Origin of the sequence: Massilia sp. DD77 (genome assembly GCF_036961685.1) — a bacterium.
Classification (GTDB): domain Bacteria; phylum Pseudomonadota; class Gammaproteobacteria; order Burkholderiales; family Burkholderiaceae_D; genus Telluria.
Genome location: NZ_JBAMDH010000047.1, coordinates 1 through 23,313, shown reverse-complemented (window position 1 = coordinate 23,313; position 23,313 = coordinate 1). Strand labels below are relative to the sequence as shown.

The 23,313-nt window shown below is 64.8% G+C and carries 20 protein-coding genes, 5 tRNA genes and 2 pseudogenes; 3 read left to right on the top strand and 24 right to left on the bottom strand.

Going from position 1 to position 23,313, the window contains the following annotated elements; translation table 11 throughout:
* Positions 1-52 precede the first annotated feature (52 nt).
* Positions 53-907, bottom strand: a complete 855-nt coding sequence (locus tag V7778_RS22350) for a LysR substrate-binding domain-containing protein (RefSeq protein ID WP_335559313.1) — start codon at positions 905-907, stop codon at positions 53-55.
* A gap of 103 nt (positions 908-1,010) precedes the next feature.
* On the opposite strand from V7778_RS22350, the gene V7778_RS22345 reads away from it, so the two are divergent.
* Entirely contained in the window at positions 1,011-1,868 is an 858-nt protein-coding gene (locus tag V7778_RS22345) for an alpha/beta fold hydrolase (protein ID WP_335559311.1), read from the top strand.
* Positions 1,869-1,929: 61 nt separating this feature from the next.
* Here V7778_RS22345 and V7778_RS22340 read toward each other — a convergent pair whose 3' ends face one another.
* The 5 genes and pseudogenes from V7778_RS22340 to V7778_RS22320 all read right to left on the bottom strand — a co-directional run bounded on the left by V7778_RS22340 (position 1,930) and on the right by V7778_RS22320 (position 7,981).
* Complete coding sequence (locus V7778_RS22340) at positions 1,930-3,177, bottom strand: hypothetical protein (RefSeq protein WP_335559309.1); 1,248 nt, start codon at positions 3,175-3,177, stop codon at positions 1,930-1,932.
* Positions 3,178-3,383: 206 nt separating this feature from the next.
* Positions 3,384-3,658 (bottom strand): annotated as a pseudogene (locus tag V7778_RS25185) (EAL domain-containing protein); the annotation flags it as partial.
* Positions 3,659-4,079: 421 nt separating this feature from the next.
* Positions 4,080-4,700, bottom strand: a complete 621-nt coding sequence (phaP, locus tag V7778_RS22330; protein ID WP_335559305.1) for a TIGR01841 family phasin — start codon at positions 4,698-4,700, stop codon at positions 4,080-4,082.
* Between the two features lie 346 nt (positions 4,701-5,046).
* On the bottom strand, positions 5,047-5,664 hold the full coding sequence (trhA, locus tag V7778_RS22325) for a PAQR family membrane homeostasis protein TrhA (RefSeq protein WP_335559303.1): 618 nt from the start codon (positions 5,662-5,664) through the stop codon (positions 5,047-5,049).
* 235 nt (positions 5,665-5,899) lie between these two features.
* Entirely contained in the window at positions 5,900-7,981 is a 2,082-nt protein-coding gene (locus V7778_RS22320; RefSeq protein ID WP_335559301.1) for a putative bifunctional diguanylate cyclase/phosphodiesterase, read from the bottom strand.
* 649 nt (positions 7,982-8,630) lie between these two features.
* On the opposite strand from V7778_RS22320, the gene V7778_RS22315 reads away from it, so the two are divergent.
* Positions 8,631-9,785: a hypothetical protein gene (locus V7778_RS22315; protein ID WP_335559299.1), complete on the top strand. Its 1,155-nt coding sequence runs from the start codon at positions 8,631-8,633 to the stop codon at positions 9,783-9,785.
* 185 nt (positions 9,786-9,970) lie between these two features.
* On the opposite strand, the gene V7778_RS22310 is transcribed toward V7778_RS22315, so the two are convergent.
* Entirely contained in the window at positions 9,971-10,234 is a 264-nt protein-coding gene (locus V7778_RS22310) for a hypothetical protein (RefSeq protein WP_335559297.1), read from the bottom strand.
* A gap of 163 nt (positions 10,235-10,397) precedes the next feature.
* Here V7778_RS22310 and V7778_RS22305 point away from each other — a divergent pair, with 163 nt between their 5' ends.
* Positions 10,398-11,456, top strand: a complete 1,059-nt coding sequence (locus V7778_RS22305) for an AI-2E family transporter (protein WP_335559295.1) — start codon at positions 10,398-10,400, stop codon at positions 11,454-11,456.
* A 114-nt stretch (positions 11,457-11,570) separates the two neighbouring features.
* Here V7778_RS22305 and V7778_RS22300 read toward each other — a convergent pair.
* The 17 genes and pseudogenes from V7778_RS22300 to lepA form a co-directional block, all read right to left on the bottom strand.
* Positions 11,571-12,008, bottom strand: a pseudogene (locus tag V7778_RS22300) (zinc-binding dehydrogenase); the annotation flags it as partial.
* Positions 11,927-12,106 carry a hypothetical protein gene (locus V7778_RS22295; RefSeq protein ID WP_335559324.1) on the bottom strand — a complete coding sequence of 60 codons (180 nt, stop codon included), beginning with the start codon at positions 12,104-12,106 and terminating at the stop codon, positions 11,927-11,929. The pseudogene V7778_RS22300 and the gene V7778_RS22295, both read right to left, overlap by 82 nt.
* 255 nt (positions 12,107-12,361) lie before the next feature.
* Positions 12,362-12,435, bottom strand: a tRNA-Cys gene (locus tag V7778_RS22290).
* 77 nt (positions 12,436-12,512) lie between these two features.
* Positions 12,513-12,588 (bottom strand) — tRNA-Gly (locus V7778_RS22285).
* Positions 12,589-12,619: 31 nt separating this feature from the next.
* Positions 12,620-12,695, bottom strand: a tRNA-Gly gene (locus tag V7778_RS22280).
* Between the two features lie 36 nt (positions 12,696-12,731).
* Positions 12,732-12,807 (bottom strand) — tRNA-Gly (locus V7778_RS22275).
* Between the two features lie 62 nt (positions 12,808-12,869).
* Positions 12,870-12,945 (bottom strand) — tRNA-Gly (locus V7778_RS22270).
* A gap of 86 nt (positions 12,946-13,031) precedes the next feature.
* Positions 13,032-13,613: a CDP-diacylglycerol--glycerol-3-phosphate 3-phosphatidyltransferase gene (gene pgsA / locus V7778_RS22265; protein WP_335559293.1), complete on the bottom strand. Its 582-nt coding sequence runs from the start codon at positions 13,611-13,613 to the stop codon at positions 13,032-13,034.
* 301 nt (positions 13,614-13,914) lie between these two features.
* The gene (gene uvrC, locus V7778_RS22260) at positions 13,915-15,795 is read right to left on the bottom strand and encodes an excinuclease ABC subunit UvrC (protein ID WP_335559321.1); all 1,881 of its coding nucleotides are present in this window, start codon (positions 15,793-15,795) and stop codon (positions 13,915-13,917) included.
* Between the two features lie 214 nt (positions 15,796-16,009).
* Positions 16,010-16,411, bottom strand: a complete 402-nt coding sequence (acpS, locus tag V7778_RS22255; protein WP_335559290.1) for a holo-ACP synthase — start codon at positions 16,409-16,411, stop codon at positions 16,010-16,012.
* A 1-nt stretch (position 16,412) separates the two neighbouring features.
* Positions 16,413-17,192: a pyridoxine 5'-phosphate synthase gene (locus tag V7778_RS22250; RefSeq protein ID WP_335559288.1), complete on the bottom strand. Its 780-nt coding sequence runs from the start codon at positions 17,190-17,192 to the stop codon at positions 16,413-16,415.
* A gap of 19 nt (positions 17,193-17,211) precedes the next feature.
* Entirely contained in the window at positions 17,212-18,075 is an 864-nt protein-coding gene (recO, locus tag V7778_RS22245) for a DNA repair protein RecO (RefSeq protein ID WP_335559286.1), read from the bottom strand.
* 27 nt (positions 18,076-18,102) lie between these two features.
* The gene (gene era / locus V7778_RS22240) at positions 18,103-18,999 is read right to left on the bottom strand and encodes a GTPase Era (RefSeq protein ID WP_335559284.1); all 897 of its coding nucleotides are present in this window, start codon (positions 18,997-18,999) and stop codon (positions 18,103-18,105) included.
* Positions 18,996-19,772 carry a ribonuclease III gene (rnc, locus tag V7778_RS22235; protein ID WP_335559282.1) on the bottom strand — a complete coding sequence of 259 codons (777 nt, stop codon included), beginning with the start codon at positions 19,770-19,772 and terminating at the stop codon, positions 18,996-18,998. The genes era and rnc overlap by 4 nt, the downstream gene beginning before the upstream one ends.
* 73 nt (positions 19,773-19,845) lie before the next feature.
* Positions 19,846-20,259: a DUF4845 domain-containing protein gene (locus tag V7778_RS22230; RefSeq protein ID WP_335559281.1), complete on the bottom strand. Its 414-nt coding sequence runs from the start codon at positions 20,257-20,259 to the stop codon at positions 19,846-19,848.
* A 14-nt stretch (positions 20,260-20,273) separates the two neighbouring features.
* Positions 20,274-21,203, bottom strand: coding sequence for a signal peptidase I (lepB, locus tag V7778_RS22225; protein ID WP_335559279.1), 930 nt, complete (start codon positions 21,201-21,203; stop codon positions 20,274-20,276).
* Positions 21,203-22,996: a translation elongation factor 4 gene (lepA, locus tag V7778_RS22220; RefSeq protein WP_335559276.1), complete on the bottom strand. Its 1,794-nt coding sequence runs from the start codon at positions 22,994-22,996 to the stop codon at positions 21,203-21,205. Before lepA ends, lepB begins: the two co-directional genes overlap by 1 nt.
* Between the last annotated feature and the right edge of the window lie 317 nt (positions 22,997-23,313).

Here is a 23,313-nt window from a genome sequence, read left to right as displayed (position 1 = left end):
CGCCGCCCGCACGCCGGCCAGGCTGATGGCGGAGGCCGCATCGGGCCCGGAATCATCCCGGTCGCAGTTCGGACATGATCTTCTCAGCAAGGAAATCGCAGGGCGGACGCCTCGACTTGGAGCTGCGCGCCAGGATCACCTCGAGTGCATCGATCCCGGGCAAGCCTTGCGCATGGCCAAGCAGGCTGAGATGGGCCGGCACCGCACAGCGGGCGAGCGGCGCGACCGCCAAACCCGCTTCGACCATGCTGAGCAAGCCCATCAGGCTTGGGCTCTCATACGAGGTGCGGTAGCTGATCCCGGCGCGCTCCAGGCTGCGGATCGCGTTTTCGCGCGCCACGCTGCCGGGCAGGAACACCGCGATCGGCAGCGGCCGCTCGCGCCAGATCTCGTGCGCACTGGGCGACGCGGCCCAGACCATGGGCTCGAAGCGGATGAACTCTCCCGACAGGCCTTTCACGCGCGTGGCGCAGGCCAGGTCGACCGTCCCATCCTTGACCATGGGAGCCAGCGCCACGCTCGGCAGCCCCACCACCTGGATCTCGACCCTCGGATAGGTGGCGGAGAACTTCTTGAGGATCGACGGCAGCAGCGAGGACGCGTAATCGTCGGGAACGCCGATGACGACGCGGCCGGTGATGTCGGGCCGCACCACGGCGGCCCAGGCCTCGTCGCGCAGCGCCAGCATGCGCCGCGCGAAGCTCAGCAGCACCTCGCCATCCTGGGTCGGCGTGACGTTGCGTGGGCCGCGCACGAACAGCGGCTTGCCGAGCGCGGTTTCCAGGGTCTTGATCTGCATGCTCACCGCCGACTGCGAACGGTGCACGACTTCCGCCGCACGGCTGATGTTGCCGGTGTCGGCGACCGCCACGATCATGGCCAGGACATCGAGATCGAGTGCTTTCATGGTAATAATTCGTCGGTATCAGATAAACTGATCGATACCTTCAATATTATGCGATTTTCTCAGAGGACGCCATCGGGCATAGTCGCTGCAAAGGAGTCCCACCATGAACGCACGCACCGATCCCTCACTCATCGCCCATCCCGCGCTGTCGTTCGCGCGGCTTGCCTCAGGCGTCCGCATCCCCTACGTGGCGCACGGTGCGGGCGAGCCGCTGCTGTTCGTGCACGGCTCGCTGTGCGACTACCGCTATTGGAGCGCCCAGACCCATGCCCTGTCCAGCGGCTTCCTGTGCGTTTCGGTCAGCCTCAGCCACTACTGGCCGGCCCAGGATGCCGGCGCCGATGCCGACTTCAGCTGGCGCGCGCATGTGGCGGAACTTGCCGGGTTCATCAGCGCGATGCAGCTCGGGCCGGTGCACCTGGTGGGACATTCGCGCGGCGGCTGCGTCGCCTTCCAGCTGGCGCGCGCCCATCCCGCCCTGGTCAAGACCCTGACCTTGGCCGATCCGGGCGGCCCGCTGCACATCGACGGCGACGCGGCGGATTCCGAACCGGAGGCGACCACCATCCTGCGCACCAAGGTGGCCGGCCTGATCGAAGGCGGTGCGCCCGAGGCCGGGCTCGAAATGTTCGTGGACTCCGTCAGCATGCCAGGCATCTGGCGCAAGAGTCCCCCCTCCTTCCGCGCCATGGCCCTGGATAACGCGGCCACCTTGCCCAGGCAGTTCCGCGATCCGCTGCCGGCCTACACGCGCGCCGCGGCGGCCGAAGTGGCATGCAGGACCCTGCTGGTCGCGGGAGAAAAGAGCCCGCGCGTGTACCGCGACAATGTGGACAGCCTGGCCGGCTGGATCGAACACGCGGAACAACGCTCGATGGCGGGCGCCTCGCACGGCATGAACGTCACGCATGCGGCGGCCTTCAACCGGCTGCTCCAGACTTTCGCGGGCGCGGCGGCCTAGAAGGTGTGTGCCATGCCCACAATGCTTTCGCCGACGTGTTCATGGCCAGCCAGCCGGCAAACTAGAACGTCAACATGAGGCTGCGCGGGCAGTGATCGCTGGTCTCGATGCGCTGCCCCGGCGCCTGCACGACGGCGGTCTTGCGCGAGCCGAGCGGCGCCGGCTGGCGCGCCGCCAGCGGGCCGCTGAGCACGATGTGATCCAGGCCCGTGAAGCCGCGGCACCCCTGGTCGACCCCGGTCAGGGGCACCAGCTGCAGCGAGCGTGCGCCGTCGTTCAGCTCCGGCCACAGGTAGCGCGTCGCCACCCTGCCGTCCGCGTCCTGTTTCGGCACGCCGGCCGGATCGCTGCCGTCGGTACGCACCTGCGCCGGTCGGATTGCCGCCGCGGCCTCTTCGTCGAGGCGGCGATTGAAGTCCCCCAGCAGGACGAAGTCGGGGCTGTGCTTGGCCACGCTGTCGATCCAGCGCTCCAGCGGGGCGACCTGGCGGTTCAGCACCTTGCAGGCGCCGGCCGGATCGTCGAGCAGGCGCGCCTGGTAAATCGGGGTCGGCACGATGTTGGCGCAGCTGGACTTGAGGTGCACGTTCAGGAAACTGATACGGCGCCCCGCCGACTGCAGCTCGAGCGCCAGCCCGGGACGCAGCTTGCGCGCGTCCGGGTCGCCCGGATTGTCGAGCACCGCCAGGCCGGTATCGACGCTGCAGCGGGCGCCCTCCGGGGCCAGGCCGCGGTCCCAGGCGAAGGCCACGGTCTGGAAGCCCCCGTGCGGCGCGTCGCAAACGCCGAAGCGCTCGGCATGGCGTCCCAGCAGCTGCTTGACCACCTCGGCCGAACGGACTTCCTGGAAGGCGAGCACGCGTACCCCTTGGGTCTCGATCAGCTGGCCGATGGTCGCCTGCAGGCCGGCCAGCTTGGCCGCGTAGTCGCTGCTCGTGGGCGGCGCAGAGGCGCCGCGGCCCTGGTAGGCGTTACACGGCGCCATCATGGCCGCCTGCGCCGGACCGCCCGCCAGGCGCTCGGTATCGGCGACGCACTGGCGCGCGGCGCGGATGGCCTCTTCACTCGGAACCGACTGCCCCGCTTGCCGGCGCGGGCGCGTATCGCACCAGGACACGGCCTTGCAGACGGCGGCGTGGCGATCGAAGTCCTGCTGCGAGCCGGCCCAGGCGAGATTGAAGGAGGCGACCCCGAATTGCACCGGCGCGGCCTGCGAAGTGGACACGGCGGTGGGTTCGGCGGCGTGGGCAGCGACGCTGGCGAGCAGCGCCGCGAGGAGGACGAGACGGGTGGGCATGGTCGTGGACATCGGGCTTTCCTGGTAGGCGCCTGCAGGCATCGGCATCCGGCAGCGGCGCAGCGATGGATTATCGCGGAGTTCCTCGGTGGCCGCAATCAGATATGAATGTGTCAAAGGCGGGCGAAAGATGGCTCACAGCGTCACGCCGCTCCAGGCAAACGGCTTGTAAGGACCGCGGCCTCGAACTCTTCCCGCGAGGCCGGTCGCCCGAACAGCTAGCCGCGGTAGGCATGGCAGCCTGCGGCGCGCAGGAAGTCGCGCTGTGCGACTGTTTCCACACCCTCGGCGATCACGCCGGTGCCCAGGCTTCGTCCGAGCGCGATGATGGTGTGGATCACGGCAGTGGTATTTTCCAGCAGCAGGCCTTCGGTAAGCTCCAGCTTCAGGCGCGCCGGGTTGGCGCCCTGTCGGCCAGCACGCCGAGGACGCGCTCGACGAAGACGGGCTGGTTGAATTCGCGCCGGCTGGCATTCACGGCCAGGGTGAGGTGGGCTCACCGCTGTCCTAGCTCACGCCGTTGAATGCGGTGCTCGCACGCGCCTCAGGGCCGCGCCCTCGAAAAGGCGGTGGGCGGGCAGTTTCAGCACATGAATATCCATCATTGCTGACGCATTTTTTCCGCCTTTTTGATCTTTTTGTCTGCCTTTTTTTCCTTCGGCGATTTGGCCGGTTCTTTTTTCGTGGATCTCTTCGAGTCGTGATTCTTGCTCATGATATTTTCCTTTCAATTCTGGGTATGACGATGGGCAGGCGCGCGTTCGATGGAGTCAGCGCCGGATTCGCTGGAGAGATTGCACGAGCCGTTTCCTCGACGAGGTGCTCAAACACGCTATCGCAAACGGAAGCGGCGCCGGGATCCCCTGGCTCGCGCCGTCGCAGCGCACGGCACGTCAGCCAGGCGCGCCTGGAGATCAGCGTGCCGGGGTCGAGGCCTTGTTGCCAGCCTGGTTGTTGCCGCCTTGCTTGTTGCCGGAAGCATTGGACGGGCCGGCCTGACCATCCGGTTTTACGCCGGCGCCGTCGTCGCTTTGCAGATTGCCGGGGAACTGGGCGCCGTTCGCCGCGCCGCGCTCAGCCTCCTGCCGGAAGGCGGCGCGCGAATTCTTCATCGTATCCGCCTGTTGGCGCAAGCTCTTGTCGGTTTCTTCGACCGAGACCCGCGCCACCTCGTCGGCCAGGGCGTGCGCGGTACGGGACGTTACCTGCACGTGCTGCTCGGTCACGCGGGTGAGGTCGACCTGGGTGGTGGCGGCAAGTTGCGACCGCTGCTGCTGATACGAACGGAGCTTGTCGGTAGCAGGTTGTGCGCGCGACGCCGCCGCCGACAGCGCGTCGCTCGGGCCCTCGGTAGCCAGCATGCGCTGCGCGGTGCTGGCGGTTTCCTCGAACAGGGTCTGGCCCAGCTGCAGGTTCAGTTGAAAAACTTGCTGCAGAGAGCGTGAGATCGTTTGCGATATGTCGTTGAAAAATGCGGTCTGTGCATCGAGGTGCGAACGCACGGCTGGATTGACGGATTGGGAAAATGGGTACATGAATTACCTTTTTTAAGGTGCAATGATGTGGAGTTGCGGCGCGCCTGACGCGATGTGTTTGACAGGTCTGGCGGGAATGGCAGCACAGCAAAGGCTGTCTGGGAGAGGACGATCACCGAAGATCGCGGTTGACCATCACACTATGCGCTCTTTTTCGCGTGTGTGCGGCTGGTTTGCAGATGTATTTTTGTGAAGTAGCAAGCGGCAATACATTACGCTGAAATGCATCTACCAAAAAACCCGGCCGATACGGGGCGGGATCGGCATTCTTCCGCATCCTTGCCGCTGCTCTGGCATGGCAACTCACCGATCAGTCCGCCACCGGTTGCCGGCGCGGCTGCCGGTGTCAGGCGACATGGAACAGGACGGCGATGTAGTGGCACATACTGCCGGCCAGGACAAAGAGATGCCAGATCCCGTGGCCGTTACGCACCTTGTGATCGGTCGCATAGAAGGCAATGCCGGCCGTATAGAACAGCCCGCCGGCCGCCAGCCAGGCAAAGCCGGCGCGGCCGAGCGCATCGACCAGAGGCCCGATACCGATGACGGCAAGCCAGCCCATCATCAGATAGATCACGAGCGACAGAACGCGTGCCCCCCTGGCGGTCCGGATCTCCTGGACGATGCCGAACACGGCCAATGCCCACACCACGCCGAACATGGTCCAGCCGAGGCTGCCACGCAGCGTGACCAGGGTGAAGGGTGTATATGTGCCGGCGATCAGGAGATAGATGGCGCAATGATCCATTTTGCGTAGCACGTCCTTGGCCGCACCGCGCAGACAGTGGTAGAGGGTGGAAGTCAGGTACAGCAGCAGGAGCAGGAACGCGTAGACGCTGCAGCTCACGATCTTCCACGGATCGCCGCCGAGCGCTACCACGACGACCAGGAGCGCGCCGCTGCAGGCCGCGAGAACCGCACCCACGGCGTGGGAGATGCTGTTGAAACGTTCACCGTAATACATGTTCGTTCACTCCATGCTGCGCAACAGGAGCAAGGCCCGAGCGGAGTCCGCCCGGACGGCACGGCCTTCCCCGGCCTGACATGACACCATGCGCCCGGCAGCCTGCGCACGCGAGAAAACGCGTCGACGGTGCATGCGGCGTGGACGCTTGCAGTGTGCTTACACCGCTACAACCGGCCGTCCCTGGGCCTCGCCCGGAAAGACGCCAGCGGAACCGTTGGAAACCCGCTGGCTGTCATCCACCGGCATGCAGCATCGCACGCATCTGGTCGGCGTCGACAGGCTTGCTGAAGAAGTAGCCCTGTCCTTCGGCACAGCCATGCCACTTGAGAAAGTCCAGTTGCGCCGCGTTCTCGATGCCTTCCGCGATGACACGCTGGCGCAGGCTCCTTCCCATGCCGATCACGGCGCTCACGATGGCGCCGTTGCCGCCCGCATTTCCATCGATCGCCCTGACGAAGGACTGGTCGATCTTGAGCACATCGATCGGAAACTCATTCAGGTAACTCAGGCTGGAGTAGCCGGTGCCGAAATCATCGACGGCGATCTGCACGCCCATCGCCTTGAATTTCGCCAGCAAACCGGAGCTGGCCGCGACGTCACGCATCAGCACGCTTTCGGTCAGTTCCAGCTGCAGCCAGGCCGGATCGACGCCGGTCGCCTCGAAGATGGCAAGCGCATGGTCGAAAAAGTCCCGGTGACGAAACTCCATGGCGGACACATTGACCGCGATCGACACCGGCGCCAACCCGCTCTCGCGCCAGCGCACCGCTTGCGCACAGGCTTCTCGCAATACCCACCGTCCCAGGGGAATGACCAGGCCGCACTCCTCGGCAATGTGAATGAAGCGATCCGGCAGTACCAGTCCCCATTCAGGGTGCTTCCAGCGCAGCAGGGCTTCGACGCCGGTGATCGTTCGGTTCTCCAGGTCCAGCTTCGGCTGGTAGTGGAGCACGAACTCCGAGCGTTCGAGCGCAAGGCGTAGGCTACTTTCGATCAGTTGACGCTCGACAGCGCGCGCATTCATATCATGGCGAAAGAACTGGTAAGCATTCCGGCCACGCTCCTTGGCGTAGTACATGGCGGTATCGGCGTTCTTGATCAGGGCTTCGGCATCCACGCCGTCGAGCGGAAACACGCTGATGCCGATACTCGTGGACGTATGCAGTTGATGCCCATCGATCAGGAAAGGGGTCGACATGGCGATCAGGATCTTCTCGGCCGCCAGCGCCGCGTCCTGCGGACGCCGCTCGTCGGCCAGCAGGACGACGAATTCATCGCCGCCGTGGCGGCTGACCGTGTCGGACGAGCGCACACAGCCGAGCAGGCGCCCGGCCACGGCTTGCAGCAAGTCGTCGCCGACGGCATGGCCGAGGGAGTCGTTGATGTGCTTGAATTTGTCCAGATCAAGAAAGAGGAGCGCCGGACAGGTGTTGCTGCGCCTGGCCGATGCGATGGCCTGGGTGATGCGGTCGTTGAGGAGGACACGGTTGGGCAGGTTGGTGAGGAAATCGTGCTGGGCAAGATGCTTCATCTTCGCGCTCAGGGCGACCGCATCGGAAATATCTCTGAAAACCATGACGGCGCCCACGAGCTGTCCGTCCCAATCGAAGATCGGTGCGGCCGAGTCTTCGATCCTCCTGCGCTTGCCATGGCGGTCCACCAGGACGACTTCCCCGGCCAGGCTTTCGACCTGGCCCGCTTGCAGCACGGCTTCCACGGGATTGACGACCGGACCGCCGTCATCGCCGTCGACGATGACGAGTACGTCCGAGATCGGCCGCCCCTTGGCTTCGTCGCGCTCCCATCCGGTCATCACCTCGGCGGCGATGTTCAGGTAGTCGACGCGCCCATGCATGTCGACCGAGATCACGGCGTCGCCGATCGAGTTCAGCGTAATCTCGGCGCGCGCCTGGACGGCGTACAACTTCTGCTCGACCCGCATGCGCTCGATTACGTTGCGCAAGGACTGCGGCACCAGGTTATTGTCGAAGTAGCCCTTCGAGAGCCAGCCCTGTGCGCCGCGCTGGACCGCCTCCCTGCCGTCCGCCTCTTGCTCGAGCGCGCACAGCGTCATGATCGGTGTATGGGGCGCTACCGCGTGAACCTGCTCGAAGCCGGCCAGGCCGAGGCTGTCCGGCAGGGTCAAGTCCAGCAGGATCGCATCGATCCCGCTCTGCTCGATGCGTTGCAGGCCGTCTGCCAGGGTCGAGGCGTCCTCCACGACAAAGGGGCCGTCGGAGGCGGCGCCCAGGGCTTGCCTGAGGGTCTGGACATCGTCAGGGTCGGGCGAGATGATGAGGATCCGGTTCGACACGCTGCCTCCATGAATTTTCCCAACCCTTGCCGGCCCGATGCCGGGCCCGATCAACCGAAGCGCCCGGCAATCAGGATCCGTCCGAATGCGGGGACCATGCGGTCCCGGCACCGGTAGGATAGTCCTTGCAGCAGACGGTCGTCCTGTAAGGCATTGCGACGCAAGCCTTCATTGCTTACAACACGTTGCTGGCAGGATCGCGAAGTCCACTTCGCGCAGTGCAACATCTGCCGGATTCCACGATCGTGCGTCCAGGATCTCCGCGTACCGCCTCATGTCATCCGGCTCGATCAGTCCCATGAATGGTGTGGCACACGCTGCTGCGCATCGATACAACGCATGCTAGCACGGCGCACAAGCGCCGTCGCGCGAACGCCCGCACGGCGCGCAAAGAATCTCGCGCATCGCCGGCACCAGCCTCCACATCGGCGTACACTGTCAATTCGGCTCTGCACTACGCTCCGCCTATCCCTCCGGTCGCCGCCGTCTCGCGGCAAGTCGCGAACGCTTCCCCTGGCGACCAGCATCGGCCCGCACGCCGCGGGCTGTACCACGCACCGCGATTCCCCCGGCATCGTCCATGCGAACACAGCGGGCACTCCCGACGCGCCGGCAAGCATGTTTTCATCAATGGCAGCAGGAGGACATCATGCGACACAACCTGAAAGCGGTCTTCGACGACCGCGGCACAGCCCAGCAGGCGCTGGATGAATTGCTGGCTTCCGGATACGCTCGCGCCGACACGGACCTGGTGACCATACCTGGCGTCCGCTCCGGATACGGCGCCGCACCGGCGCCCGGATGGCTGGAGCGCCCCGGGACAGCGTCCGCGCGCCTGCTATCCCGCCTCGTTGGCCAGGCCCACACACGCCCGGCGCCCGATCCGCAGCCCGATACGGTCGACAGCCATGTCCTTACCCTGTCGACCGATTCCGCCGAGGAAGCGGAACGCGCCGCCTCCGTGGTCTCCGGCTTCATGCATCTCTGCAGCGATGAGGCCGGGACGAGCGTATCGGCCAAGCGGGCGGACATGGCATACGTCGCCCATCGGCGTGCCGCCGGGCCGGGAACGCTGGAATTCTCGACACGCGAGCTCAGCCACTATTTCGGGAAGCAGGCTACCGGTGACATGTCCATCATCCGCACGACTTACCGGGACCCGATGCTGCAGGCAGGGCATCGCCCAGGCCCGGCGCCCGACGATGAGGTATCGCAGGACAGGCATACCGGCCTGCACGGTATCGACGCGGCTTCGGGCGCCGACATGAAGCTATCGCGGGAAACAGGCGATGCGGCCAGAACTGGCTGGAACGCGTCCAGGCTGGCCGGCCGCCACGGACGGGACAGCACGAACCCGGAGACCGACGACGACAGCTGGCATCGGAGTCACTGGAGCACAAGTGCCGCCGACGGCGCTGGTGAGGCTGGGCTCACCCGCGGTCTTTCCACGCTAGGGGACGCACCTGTACCAGGGTATCCAGGCACGCCCACGGCCTGGGAGAACTTCGTGGATGCCCTCAAGTACGGCTGGGACAGGACCGGGATCGGCCGGGCGCTGGATGAAACCGACTACCGACTTCATCACGCCCACACCTACCCCGGCACGAATTACGGCGATCTTGCCCCGGTTTACCGCTACGGCCACAATGTGCACCGCCGGGATGTGTTCCAGGGCCGTGCCTGGGACGATGTGGAAGGCGAGCTGCGGGCCGAATGGGAGTGCGGCCATCGTGAGGGCAAGCCGGCGACCTGGGACAATATGAAGGCGGCCATGCACCACGGCTGGGACCGGTTGAAGAACTGAGCGGGCGGCACGGGCCGGAAATCCACCCCGTCCGACACGGTTCCGGTTCCGAAGCCGGAAAAGGTTACACTAGAGGCAAGAACTGGAGTCGTCCCGCCTGGACTTCTGTCCATGGTGCAGCCCGTTCTATGGCAGTGCCCGCCGGCACGGAAGAGAGAAGAATGGAATTCACGAATGAAATCACGCTAGAGGGCGTGGTGTACTGCTTTGAGAAATTCGAACGGGTTGCTGAGGCGCATGCATGGATCGGCGCGAATGGCTGCAATACCACGCGGTTCCGAAATGCATTTCCAGATGCGCGTCCGGTGAGCACGCACCCTTATGGCTCGGGCGGCCAGCGCGACAAATAAATTGGCCGCGCTGGCCGGCAGCTGACCCGTCACCGCCACATCGGGCTTGCCCTGGTCGACCACGATGGCGGCAAAGTGCGCTGCGGGACGGCCTTCCATGGCCGTGGCCGGGACGAGGTCGGAAGCGCGCCGCGCATCGGGCAGCGGCCGCAACGAAAGGAACACGCTCCCGGTGTGGCGTTCGCCAGCCCATCGGGCGCTGCCGGGTTCCGCGATGTTATTGAGTTATGATCGGCCGGATAGCCAGTCCTTCACCGTCCCGATGAAACAGTTCACCCTGACGCAACACTCCTTCCTGCTCCTGCTGGGGCTCGTAACCGTCGCCTTCTTCTGGATCCTGCTGCCATTCTCGGGAGCAGTGTTCTGGGGCGTTGTTCTCGCGATCGTGTTCGGCCCTCTGCACGAGCGGCTGCTGGCGGCCTTTGGAGAGCGGCCCAATGCGGCGGCTCTCGCGACCCTGATCCTGATCGTCCTAATGGTGATCCTTCCGGTGACGCTGATTGCAGCAGCCCTGGTCGACCAGGCACTTGGCCTCTACGCCATGGTCAGCACCGGCCAGCTCGACTTCGATGGCTTGCTGCGGCGCACAGTGGGGGGTCTGCCGGGATGGCTGGCATCCCTGCTGGAACGCTACGAGTCGACCATCATGGATACGCTGCGCGACAAGCTGACCGCCGGCGTCGCCCAGGCCAGCCAGCTGGCGGCCCGCTATGCGGTCAACGTCGGCCGCAACGCCCTGAACTTCCTCGTCAGCATGGCCGTGATGCTCTACCTGCTGTTCTTTCTGTTCCGCGACGGTCGTACGATCACGGCACGCATCAAGCGCGCCGTACCCCTGAGTTCACACTACAAGAAGCCCTTGTTCGACAAATTCGTGACCGTGATCCGGGCCACGGTGAAGGGCAACGTCCTGGTGGCGATGGCCCAGGGCGCGCTGGGTGGCCTGATTTTCTGGTTCCTCGACGTTCCCGCGCCTGTGCTGTGGGCCGTTGTGATGAGTTTCCTCTCGCTACTGCCGGCCATCGGCGCCGCCCTCATCTGGGGTCCCGTAGCAGCCTATTTCCTGTTCTCGGGGGCGGTCTGGCAAGGCGCGGTCCTGGCACTGTACGGCGTGCTGGTCATCGGACTGGTGGACAATCTGCTCCGCCCCTTCCTGGTGGGCAAGGACACCAAATTGCCGGACTACCTCGTGCTGCTGTCCACGATCGGCGGCATGGCGCTATTTGGATTGAACGGCTTCGTGATCGGGCCCGTGATCGCAGCGCTGTTCATCGCCGCGTGGAGCCTGTTTGCCGGCGCCGAAGAGTTCCATGGGGAGTGATTGAGGCCGGCAACGATTCCGCAGTACGTCGACATCGCCGCAGCTTGATCAGGGTCCGTACCCTCATGGCCGCCTTGTTTGATGGGGGGGTTACTGCATCGGCCGGGCACGGGCTTACATTGTGATCGCGAGGTTCAACACGGCGTCGCGCTGGTGCGCAAACAGGTCGTAGGCCTGTTCGATATCATCCAGCTTGAAGCGATGGGTCACCATGGGTTCCAGGTCGCCCCGTCCCGATGCGACCACGTTCATCAGCCGGCGCATTCGCTCTTTGCCACCCGGGCACAGGGTCGTGACGATACGGTGGTCGCCCAGGCCAGCCGCGAACGCATCAAGCGGCAAACTGAACTTTCCTGAATAGACGCCAAGGCTGGAGAGCGTGCCACCGGGCTTCAGCGCGCGCAGGCAGCGCTCGAACGTCTGCTGTGTGCCGAGCGCCTCGATGGCGATGCCCACCCCGCGCCCGCCGGTCAGGCGCATGATCTCGGAAACGGATCGGCCTTGGTATCGTCGATGACGACATCGGCCCAGCCGCTTCGATGCGGCCAGGCGCGCTGCCACTGCTCGCGACAATCGATCATGGTCAAGTACGCGCGCTCGGCCGGCTTCATGCAACGGCCGCTTACCGACACGCTGGTGTGGATGCGCATGCCTGGAGACGTCGCTCACCATCGCTGATGCCACGCTGGCGTGCTTCGTTGCGGGCGCCTGGCTGGCGCCGAGAGCCACATCGGAGCGTGGCCATGACCAGGAGCGAGGCGACGCGTGACCAGAAAAATGCAGCGGCCGAAGCCCGAAGAAAGATGCGTGTCAGGGAGGAGGACTGAGTAAAAAGAATTGCCGGCATAGCCGGCAATTTTCACTTCTGATTTGGATCAATACCCGATGCGCGGGTAAAGGATAACTGGAGGCGAGGACGGGAGTCGAACCCGTCTAGACGGCTTTGCAGGCCGCTGCATAACCGCTTTGCTACCTCGCCAGAAGATAGTGTAGATCTGCTGAGCCGGCCGGTTATGTGCCGCATCAACAGGAGAAGGAAAAGTCTTCTCGGAATTCTGGAGCGGGAGAAGAGTCTCGAACTCTCGACCTCAACCTTGGCAAGGTTGCGCTCTACCAACTGAGCTACTCCCGCTTAGGAGTACAACGTATTTTTGTAAAACCTTTGGAGCGGGAGAAGAGTCTCGAACTCTCGACCTCAACCTTGGCAAGGTTGCGCTCTACCAACTGAGCTACTCCCGCATTGGAGTCTTACTGTATTGCCGCGCCAGCGTGAACTGGAGCGGGAGAAGAGTCTCGAACTCTCGACCTCAACCTTGGCAAGGTTGCGCTCTACCAACTGAGCTACTCCCGCGTACAAGACATCGATTATCGCAAACTTTTGACATTTTTTCAAGATTGCTGCCTTCTGCAATCTGGAGCGGGAGAAGAGTCTCGAACTCTCGACCTCAACCTTGGCAAGGTTGCGCTCTACCAACTGAGCTACTCCCGCTTTGTCTTTCGTCTACTGCGATGTTGTCGCAACAGGCAGGCATTATAGAGATTCTATTCTGTACGTCAAGGATGCCACGGAACAAATTACATGGTCCCGGCTTTTTCCTTGATCAGGGGCCAGGCGCGGCGCAGGTAGTACAGCATCGACCAGACCGTCAGCACGCCCGCGATCCACAGCAGGTACTCGCCCCAGTAGTGGGTGTCGAGCGTGTCGAGCAGGCGGTCGTGGAACAGCAGCATCGGGATGGCGGTCATCTGGGCGGCGGTCTTGATCTTGCCGAGCGAGCTGACGGCCACCGACTTGCGGGCGCCGATCTCGGCCATCCATTCGCGCAGGGCCGAGATGGTGATCTCGCGGCCGATGATGATGAAGGCGATGATGGCGTTGACCCGGTCGAGCTGGACCAGCACCAGCAGCGCGCCGGCCACCATCAGCTTGTCGGCCACCGGGTCGAGGAAGGCGCCGAAGGCCGAGGTCTGGTTCCAGCGGCGCGCCAGGTAGCCGTCGAACCAGTCGGTGATGGCGGCCACGATGAACACCAGGGTCGAGGCCAGGTTGCGGTCGGCCAGCGGCAGCCAGTGGGTGGGCAGGTAGTAGACACCGACAACCAGGGGAATGAGCGCGACGCGTAACCAGGTCAGGAGGATCGGGATGTTGAAAGGCATATGAGAACTGATTACCGTGGAAAATGCTTGCGCCGCTAGTCTACATGGGTATTGCTTGTTGGACTAGGTAGCTCGTCTGTATGGGGTGGATGGATGCGGGGTGGGTGGGCTGGCAAACTTGGGTCCCCGCCTGCGCGGGGATGACGTTTGAACGCAGCGGACTACGGACGTAGTACATGCCCACAGCTTAGAAACCGTCATTCCCGCCGCTGGCGGCAATGACTCCCCGCGCAGGCGGGGGACCCAAGTTAGTCGCGCAGCCGACAAACAAAAACCGGGGCATACGCCCCGGTCCCCGACATCAATGCAGCTGCCGGTAAATCTCCTCCGCCAGCGTGCTCGAAATGCCCTCCACCGTCATCAGGTCCTCCACGCTGGCGTCGATCACCCCGCGCAGGCCGCCGAAGCGCGCCAGCAGCTTCTGGCGGCGCTTGGCGCCGATGCCTTCGATCTCTTCCAGGCGCGAGGCCTGGCGGGCCTTGGCGCGCTTGGCGCGCATGCCGGTGATGGCGAAGCGGTGCGCCTCGTCGCGGATCATGGCCACCAGCATCAGCGCGGCCGATTCCTTGCCCAGCTCCTTGGGCGCGCGGCCGTCGGCGAAGATCAGGGTTTCCAGGCCCACGCGGCGGCCCTCCCCTTTCGCCACGCCGACGATCATCGAGATGTCCAGGCCGAGCTCCTCGAACACCTGGCGCGCCATCTCGACCTGGCCCTTGCCGCCGTCCACCAGCACGATGTCGGGCATCACGCCCTCGCCGTTGGCCACCCGCTCATAGCGGCGCGTGAGCACCTGGCGCATCGCGGCGTAGTCGTCGCCCGGCGTGATACCGTTGATGTTGAAGCGGCGGTATTCGCCGTTCTGCATCTGGTGGTGGTGGAACACCACGCACGAGGCCTGGGTCGCTTCGCCCGCCGTGTGGCTGATGTCGAAGCATTCGATGCGCAGGGCTTCCAGGTCTTCGTTGTCCAGCTCGAGCACGTCGGCCAGGGCGGTGGTGCGCGCCTGCTGCGAGCCTTGCTCCGACAGCAGCCGCGCCAGCGCGATCTCGGCGCCTTTACACGCCATCTCCAGCCACTGGCGGCGCTGGCCCTGGGGCTGGAACACCAGGTTGATGCGGTGGCCACATTGCTCGGCCAGGGCCATGATCAGCTCCGGCTGGTCGAACTCGATGTTCAGGACCAGGGTGCCCGGGATGAACTGGCCCGCGTAGTGCTGGGCCAGGAAGGCGCACAGCACCTCGACCTCGATCGGGCATTCCCCGAGCGACTCGCCGACGTGGGTCGGGAAGTAGGCGCGGTCGCCCAGGTGGCGCCCGCCGCGCACCATCGCCAGGTTGACGCAGGCGCGGCCGCCCTGCACGGTCACGGCGATCACGTCGACGTCGGCGTCGCCGGTGGTCTCCATGCTCTGGGCGTGCAGCACCTTCGACAAGGCCTGGATCTGGTTGCGGATCGCGGCCGCCTTCTCGAACTTGAGCTCCATGGCGAAGCCCTGCATTTTCTGCTCCAGGTCCTGCAGCACCTCGGTCTGGCGACCGCGCAGGAAGCGCGCGGCGTTGTCGACGTCGCGCTTGTAGTCGTCGGGCGCGATGAGATTGACGCAGGGCGCGCTGCAGCGGCCGATCTGGTGCAGCAGGCAGGGACGCGTGCGGTTGCTGTAGACGCTGTCCTCGCAGGTCCGCAGCATGAACACCTTCTGCAGCAGCTGCATCGATTCCTTGGCCGCCCAGCCGCTCGGGAAAGGCCCGAAATACTGGTTCTTCTTGTCCAGCGATCCGCGGTAGTAGGACATGCGCGGCGCATCGCCGCTGGAGATCTTGATGTAGGGGTAGGATTTATCGTCGCGGAACAGGATGTTGTAGCGCGGCTTGAGACTCTTGATCAGGTTGTTTTCCAGGATCAGGGCCTCGGCCTCGCTGCTGGTCACCGTGGTTTCGAGGTTCGCGATCTGCGCCACCATCATCGCGATGCGCGGACTCGACAGGGTCTTCTGGAAGTAGCTCGACACCCGTTTCTTGAGGTTGCGCGCCTTGCCGACGTAGAGCACCCCCTGGTTGGCGTCCAGGTAGCGGTAGACGCCCGGCAGGTCGGGCAGCTTGGCGACCGTCGCCAGCACCTGCTCGCGCGCGGTGACGCTGGGCTGCACGCCCTCCTCGCTGTCCTTGCTGATGGTCGCCGCCATTTCCTCCTTGCGCGCCTGCCAGGCGTCGGGACGCACGCGCGGCGCGGACGCCTCCTTGGCCTTGCCCTTGCCCGCGCGTGCCGGTTTGGCCGGGACAGCCGGCATGGCTGCGCCCGAGGCGGCCGCATAGGCGACCGGCGCTTCCGCCACTTCGTTGGATGGCGCCGGCTGCTCCGGCGGGACTGGTGGCTGTACTTCCTTGGTCACTGGCGTTCTACTCGGTTGGGGCCTGGGTCACGATCACGAAGGCGACCCCGTAGTCGGCTTCGTCGCTGATCGAGACCTGGGCGCTGAGGCGGTTGGCGCGCATGAATTCTTCCAGGGCGCCGCTGCAGACGATCGTCGGCTTGCCGCTCGGGGCGTTCAGCATCTGCATCGAGCGCCAGGTCATGGGCATGCGCATGCCCAGGCCGATGGCTTTCGAGAAGGCTTCCTTGGCCGAGAACCGGGTGGCCAGGAAGCGCAGGCCGCGCACGGCGTTCTTGGCGCTGCGCGCGTGGTATTTTTCCAGCTCCTGCGGGCCGAGGATCTTCTCGGCGAAGCGCGGGCCGCTGCGTGCGAGGGCGGCCTCGACACGCGAGATCTGGACGATGTCGGTGCCGATGCCGTAGATCACATCAGGCTCCCGCTTTGCCCGCATATTGAACACCGAGGCGCGCGGCGACCATGATCGCCTTCATCTCGCGCACCGCGCTCTCCCAGCCCGCGAACAAGGCGTGGGCGACGATCGCGTGGCCGATGTTCAGCTCGTGGATGTCGCGGATCGCGGCCACCGGCTGCACGTTGGTGTAATGCAGGCCGTGGCCCGCGTTCACGCGCAGGCCGCGCGTCACGCCGGCGTGCACGCCGGCCTCGATGCGTTCCAGTTCGCGCAGGGCTTCCTCGCCTTCCGCCTCGGCATAACGGCCGGTGTGCAGCTCGATCACGGTCGCGCCCACCGCGCGCGAGGCTTCGATCTGCTGTTCGTCGGCGTCGATGAACAGCGATACGCGGATGCCTTCGGCCTTGAGCTGCCGGACCGCTGCTTCGACTTCCTTGTAGTGGCGCACCACGTCCAGGCCGCCCTCGGTGGTGACTTCCTCGCGCCGTTCCGGCACCAGGCAGACGTCCTGCGGCTTCACCTGGCAGGCGAAGTCGATCATCTCGCGCGTCACCGCCGCTTCCAGGTTCATGCGGGTGGCCAGCTGCGGGCGCAGGGCCAGCACGTCGGCGTCCTTGATGTGGCGGCGGTCTTCGCGCAGGTGCAGGGTGATCAGGTCGGCGCCCGCCTGCTCGGCCAGCAGCGCGGCGCGGATCGGGTCCGGATACACGGTGCCGCGGGCGTTGCGCACGGTGGCGATGTGGTCGATGTTCACGCCCAGGTCGATCACCGGGCCGGCGGGGTGCAGGAAGCTCATAGTGTTGGCTAAGGGTTGTCTATAACTGCATCAAATCGATCAAGATCTGGCGCGTGTTGAGCGGTTGCCCGCCCAGGTGGTGCGCCAGCAGGAAGCGCATCAGCTGCTTGCTTTGCGCCTGGGTGGCCGGATCGGCATAGTCGTCGCGCTCCAGGTCGAGCAGGCATTTGCCGCTCACCACGGGCCAGACGTCGCCGGCGAGGGCGGCGCGCGGGCCGCGTTCCGGATCCACCACATAGCTGCCGCCCGGCTCGACCGGCGCGCGCGTGGTGGTGCAGCGGCCCAGGTCGGCGGCAACGCCTGTTTCCTTAAGTAAGGCCCTTTCGAACTTTCGCAAGACGATTTGCGCGGGTTCGCCGTGGGCCAGCTGGTTCAGGGTCGAGACGTAGTGATCGAACAGGGCCGGATGCTTGTCGTCGCGCGCCAGCAGCTTGACCAGCAGTTCGTTCAGGTAGAAACCGCACAGCAGCGCGGTTTTTTCCAGGGGCAGCATGCCGCCCACCCATTCGGCGTCGATCAGGGTGCGCAGCTCGGACTTGCCGCTGAAGGAGACCGAGAGCGGCTGGAAGGTCTGCAGGACGCCGCGCAGCTTCGACAGCGGACGCTTGGCGCCCTTGGCGACCAGGCCCACGCGGCCATGGTCGCGCGTGAACATGTCGACGATGAGGCTGGTTTCCTTGTAGGGATAGCTGTGCAGCACGAAGCCGGGCTGGCCCACCACCCTGCCCTCGCGCACCGGAGTGCGCGGCTTGATGCGCCGGTCCGGCTGCAGGGCGGACTGTGCTGCGGACTGTGCTGCCGGCTGCCCCGCGGGCGCAGGCGCGTCCGCCGCGGGCGGCGCCATCAGTTCGTGCGCGTCGTCGAGGTCGTCGTTGGTGGGCATGGGTGCGTGGCGGTCCCCCTGCGGCGCTTACTCGTAGCCGTAGGCGCGCAGGCCCGCTTCGTTGTCGGCCCAGCCGGACTTGACCTTGACCCAGATTTCCAGGTACACGGGGCCGCCGAACAGCTTTTCCATGTCCAGGCGCGACTGGGTCGAGATTTCCTTCAGGCGGGCGCCCTTGTTACCGATGATCATGGACTTGTGCGTGTCGCGCTCGACCAGGATGGCGGCAAAGATGCGGCGCAGGTTGCCCTCCTGCTCGAACTGCTCGATCAGGACCGTGCTGGTATAGGGAAGCTCGTCGCCCAGCAGGCGGAACACCTTTTCGCGCACGATCTCGGCGGCCAGGAATTTCTCGCTGCGGTCGGTGATGTCGTCCGGCCCGAAGATCGGTTCATTCTCAGGCAGGTGGCGCTTGATCTCGGCTTCCAGGGCATCGACCTGGAAGCGCAGCTTGGCCGAGACCGGCACCACGGCCGCGAAGTCGCGCAGCGCGGCGATCTTTTGCGCGAAGGGCATCAGCACGGCCTTGTCCTTGACGCGGTCGGACTTGTTGATCACCAGGACCACCGGCACGTTCTTGGGCAGCAGGTTCAGCACCTGCTCGTCGGCCGGGCCGAAGGTGCCCGCTTCGACCAGGAACAGGATCACGTCGGACGAAGTCAGCGTGTTCGAGACGGTCTTGTTGAGCGTCTTGTTCAGGGCGTTGGCGTGGCGGGTCTGGAAGCCCGGGGTGTCGACGTAGATGTACTGGGCGTCGTCGCGGGTCTGGATGCCGGTGATGCGGTGGCGCGTGGTCTGGGCCTTGCGCGAGGTGATCGACACCTTGGCGCCGATCAGCACGTTCATCAGGGTCGACTTGCCGACGTTGGGACGGCCGACGATGGCGATATAGCCACAGCGGAAAGCTTCTTGGGTGCTGCTCATGAGGTGGTTCCTGGTTGTTCTGCTGGCGCCGCCGCCTGGGCCGGCGCATCGCCCTGGACGGTGGCGATGCCCGCCAGCTTGAGCTGGGCGGCGCGGGGTTTGGTCTTGCGGCCGCCGGACGGCTTGTTCAAGGCTTGCTGGGCGACTTCGAGGGCGAGTCGGGCGGCGGCCTGCTCGCCGGCGCGGCGGCTGCCGCCGCGGCCGAAGACCTGGATATTCAGCTTGGGCACCAGGCATTCGACTTCGAATTCCTGGCTGTGGGCGGCGCCGTGGGTAGCCACCACGTTATAGGTCGGCAGCGAGATCTTTTTGCTCTGCAGGAACTCCTGCAGCAGGGTCTTGGCATCCTTGCCCAGGGTGGACGGATCGACCGTCTCCAGCATCGGGATGTAGAAGGCGCGGATCACGTCGCGCGCGGCGTCGAAGCCGGTGTCGAGGAAGATCGCGCCAAGCAGGGCTTCCAGGGTGTCGGCCAGGATCGAGGGACGGCGGAAGCCTCCCGACTTGAGCTCGCCCTCGCCCAGGCGCAGGAACTGCGACAGTTCCAGCTTCTGGGCGATCTCGAACAGCGCCTGCTGCTTGACGAGGTTGGCGCGCAAGCGCGACAGGTCGCCTTCGTCAAGCTTGGTGAAGCGTTCGTACAGGATCGAGGCCACGACGCAGTTCAGGATCGAGTCGCCCAGGAATTCCAGGCGCTCGTTATGCAAACTGCTGTGGCTACGGTGGGTCAGGGCTTGCTGCAGCAGCCCGGCATCCCGAAACGTATACCCCAAGCGTGTTTGCAATAACTGAAGATTCATTGTCGATGCCGTCTCTCGCCCGGCCTGTGCCGGGTCCTTTCGTGTTTTACTGATCGGTGTCGGCGGCCGCCGCCACGCCGCTCGGGTCGGTGGTGCCGGCGAAGTCGATCACAAGGCTGACGTTGCCCGCCAGCGGCACCCGCTTCTCGTAGGCGAAGCTGACTTCCGGCTCGCCGCCGTCGCGCGTGATCACCAGGTCGCGACCGCGCACGGCGTCCACGTCGTTGATGCCGGCGTTACGGTCGAAGGCCGCCTGCATCTCGCGCACCGTGCCGCCCGCTTCCTTGGCCTTGACGATGGCGTCCTTGACCGCGTTGTATTCAAGATAAGCCGGAATCAGCTTGAGGGCGAACACCGCCGCGATGCCGAGCACGACCAGCACGGCGATCAGGCCGGTCAGGGATACGCCCCGCTCGGCCCCTACGAAATACTGCTTGCTGCTTACCTTGCTAAACTGCATGTTTGCTCCCCGCGTCAACGGATGCCGCCAACCCGGCTCGGCTGGCTGAAGTTCATCCAAACGACGATCGCCTTGCCAACGATGTTCTTGTCCGGAACGAAGCCCCAGTAGCGGCTGTCCTGGCTGTTGTCTCGGTTATCGCCCAACATCAAATAGTTGCCTTCCGGTACGATACAGGTAAATTTATCGTAGGAATAGTCACATGCTGCGCGATGCGGGAAGTTCTCGACATTGCCGAGATCGAGCGTGGGCCGGTTTTCGGTGTTCAGGATGCGGTGTGCGGTCTCGCCGTCCTTGCCCGGGAGCTTTTCCACCAGCTGCTTGTGGTAGACCGGGTGCTGGTCGTCCAGGTAGTCGTCCAGCGGCGTGTACTCGACCGGCTTGCCGTTCACCGTCAAGCGCTTGTTCTCGTAGGTGATTTTATCACCCGGGACGCCAACGACGCGTTTGATGTAATCCTGGCTCATGTCCTTCGGGTACTTGAACACCATCACATCGCCACGCTGGGGATCATTGATCTGGATGATCTTTTTATTAATGATCGGCAGGCGGATGCCATAGGTGTACTTGTTCACCAGGATGAAGTCGCCCACCAGCAGGGTCGGCACCATCGACGAGGACGGGATCTTGAACGGCTCCCACAGGAAAGAGCGCAGCACGAAGACCAGGGCGATCACCGGGAAGAAGCTGCCCGAGTACTCGATCCAGGTCGGCTGGCGCAGGATGCCCTGCTCGATCGCATGGCGGCTGCCGTTGCTGTCGACCTTGATGCCGTCCGCCACCAGCTTGGCGGTGCGGGCATCGTATTCGGCCAGGGCGGCGTCGGCCTTGCGGCGGCGCTGCTTGGCCAGGTAGAACACATCCAGGCACCAGATAATGCCCGTGATGACCATCGCGACGAACAGGATCAGGGCAAAGTTGCCCAGGATGGGTTGCAGGTTCATTATTTTTCTTCCACCTGGAGGATGGCCAGGAAGGCTTCCTGCGGAATCTCCACGGAACCGACCTGCTTCATGCGTTTCTTACCGGCCTTCTGCTTTTCGAGCAGCTTCTTCTTGCGGCTGACGTCGCCGCCGTAGCACTTGGCCAGCACGTTCTTGCGCAGCGCCTTGACGTTCTCGCGCGAGATGATGGTGGCGCCGATCGCGGCCTGGATCGCCACGTCGAACATCTGGCGCGGGATCAGTTCGCGCATCTTGGCGGCGACCTGGCGGCCGCGATAAGGCGCGTTGGCGCGGTGCACGATGATCGCCAGCGCGTCGACCTTCTCGCTGTTGATCAGCATGTCGACCTTGACGACGTCGGCGGCGCGGTTTTCCTTGAACTCGTAGTCCATCGAGGCATAGCCGCGCGAGGTCGACTTCAGGCGGTCGAAGAAGTCCAGCACGATCTCGGCCATCGGGATCTCGTAGTGCAGCTTGACCTGGCGGCCGTGGTAGGCCATGTCCATCTGCACGCCGCGCTTGCCGTTACACAGGGTCATCACCGAGCCCACGTATTCCTGGGGCATGTACAGGTTGACGTCGACGATGGGCTCGCGCACTTCGTTGATCTTGGACGGCTCCGGCATCTTGGACGGGTTGTCGACGCGGACGATCGAGCCGTCGCGCATCTCGACCTCGTAGACCACGGTCGGGGCGGTCGTGATCAGGTCCATGTCGAATTCGCGCTCGAGGCGTTCCTGCACAATTTCCATGTGCAGCAGGCCCAGGAAGCCGCAGCGGAAGCCGAAGCCCAGCGCCTGCGAGACTTCAGGCTCGTACATCAGGGCGGCGTCGTTCAGCTTCAGCTTTTCGAGCGAGTCGCGCAGGGCGTCGTACTGGTTGGCCTCGACCGGGAACAGGCCGGCGAAGACCTGGGGCTGGACTTCCTTGAAGCCCGGCAGCGGCGCCGGCGCCGGCTTGTTGGCCAGGGTCACGGTGTCGCCCACCTTGGCGGCGGTCAGCTCCTTGATGCCGGCGATGATGAAGCCCACCTGGCCGGCCGACAGTTCCGGCAGCGAGACCGAGCGCGGGGTGAACACGCCGATGTTCTCGACCAGGTTCACGGAACCGGTCGCCATCAGGAGGATCTTGTCCTTCGGACGCAGGGTGCCGTTGACCACGCGCACCAGCATCACGACGCCGACATAGGGGTCGTACCAGGAGTCGACGATCAGGGCCTGCAGCGGCGCCTCCGGGTCGCCCTTGGGCGGCGGCACCTTGGCGATCAGGGTCTCGAGCACGTCTTCCACGCCCAGGCCGGTCTTGGCCGAGCAGGTGGTGGCGTCGGACGCGTCGATGCCGATCACGTCCTCGATTTCCTTCTTGGCGTTGTCCGGATCGGCGTGCGGCAGGTCGATCTTGTTCAGGATCGGCACCACTTCCACGCCCAGGTCGAGCGCGGTGTAGCAGTTGGCCACGGTCTGGGCTTCCACGCCCTGGCTCGCGTCGACCACCAGCAGCGCGCCTTCGCAGGCCGACAGCGAGCGCGAGACTTCATAGCTGAAGTCGACGTGGCCGGGGGTGTCGATCAGGTTCAGGTTATAGGTCTGGCCGTCGCGCGCCTTGTACTGCAGCGCCGCGGTCTGGGCCTTGATGGTGATGCCGCGCTCGCGTTCCAGGTCCATCGAGTCGAGCACCTGCGCGTCCATCTCGCGCTCCGACAGGCCGCCGCACAGCTGGATGATGCGGTCCGCCAGGGTCGATTTGCCGTGGTCGATGTGGGCGATGATGGAAAAGTTACGTATGTTGTTCATTAACAAAGCTCAAAACCAAAAGGGCCGCACAAGGCCGGCATCCGGGCGCTGCATCAAGCAGCGGAATAGGAAAAAAGCGCCGCGTCGGGGCCGGTTCGGTCCCCAGGCGAGCGCCTGATCGAAAGCGGGAAAAGCAGTTCTCACATGGGCAGAAGCTTTCCGACCCGGCATTTTACCGGATTTCGAGGCAGAAAGCCCGGTTTCCGGGGCGCTGGCGGGGATATCTGCGGGCCGAATCGCTCGAAACAAGGCGTAGGGTCGGCCGGGGCGCGCAGCCGGCGTCGCCGCCGACGCGGTGGTAGCTGGCGGCAAGATCA

What these genes read in the sequence shown, in the direction of transcription:
- V7778_RS22350 (WP_335559313.1), bottom strand. Translation starts at nt 907, where the DNA reads ATGAAAGCACTCGATCTCGATGTCCTGGCCATGATCGTGGCGGTCGCC.
- V7778_RS22345 (WP_335559311.1), top strand. Translation starts at nt 1,011, where the DNA reads ATGAACGCACGCACCGATCCCTCACTCATCGCCCATCCCGCGCTGTCG.
- V7778_RS22340 (WP_335559309.1), bottom strand. Translation starts at nt 3,177, where the DNA reads ATGTCCACGACCATGCCCACCCGTCTCGTCCTCCTCGCGGCGCTGCTC.
- phaP (WP_335559305.1), bottom strand. Translation starts at nt 4,700, where the DNA reads ATGTACCCATTTTCCCAATCCGTCAATCCAGCCGTGCGTTCGCACCTC.
- trhA (WP_335559303.1), bottom strand. Translation starts at nt 5,664, where the DNA reads ATGTATTACGGTGAACGTTTCAACAGCATCTCCCACGCCGTGGGTGCG.
- V7778_RS22315 (WP_335559299.1), top strand. Translation starts at nt 8,631, where the DNA reads ATGCGACACAACCTGAAAGCGGTCTTCGACGACCGCGGCACAGCCCAG.
- V7778_RS22310 (WP_335559297.1), bottom strand. Translation starts at nt 10,234, where the DNA reads ATGGAAGGCCGTCCCGCAGCGCACTTTGCCGCCATCGTGGTCGACCAG.
- V7778_RS22305 (WP_335559295.1), top strand. Translation starts at nt 10,398, where the DNA reads ATGAAACAGTTCACCCTGACGCAACACTCCTTCCTGCTCCTGCTGGGG.
- V7778_RS22295 (WP_335559324.1), bottom strand. Translation starts at nt 12,106, where the DNA reads ATGCGCATCCACACCAGCGTGTCGGTAAGCGGCCGTTGCATGAAGCCG.
- pgsA (WP_335559293.1), bottom strand. Translation starts at nt 13,613, where the DNA reads ATGCCTTTCAACATCCCGATCCTCCTGACCTGGTTACGCGTCGCGCTC.
- uvrC (WP_335559321.1), bottom strand. Translation starts at nt 15,795, where the DNA reads ATGGCGGCGACCATCAGCAAGGACAGCGAGGAGGGCGTGCAGCCCAGC.
- V7778_RS22250 (WP_335559288.1), bottom strand. Translation starts at nt 17,192, where the DNA reads ATGAGCTTCCTGCACCCCGCCGGCCCGGTGATCGACCTGGGCGTGAAC.
- recO (WP_335559286.1), bottom strand. Translation starts at nt 18,075, where the DNA reads ATGCCCACCAACGACGACCTCGACGACGCGCACGAACTGATGGCGCCG.
- era (WP_335559284.1), bottom strand. Translation starts at nt 18,999, where the DNA reads ATGAGCAGCACCCAAGAAGCTTTCCGCTGTGGCTATATCGCCATCGTC.
- V7778_RS22230 (WP_335559281.1), bottom strand. Translation starts at nt 20,259, where the DNA reads ATGCAGTTTAGCAAGGTAAGCAGCAAGCAGTATTTCGTAGGGGCCGAG.
- lepB (WP_335559279.1), bottom strand. Translation starts at nt 21,203, where the DNA reads ATGAACCTGCAACCCATCCTGGGCAACTTTGCCCTGATCCTGTTCGTC.
- lepA (WP_335559276.1), bottom strand. Translation starts at nt 22,996, where the DNA reads ATGAACAACATACGTAACTTTTCCATCATCGCCCACATCGACCACGGC.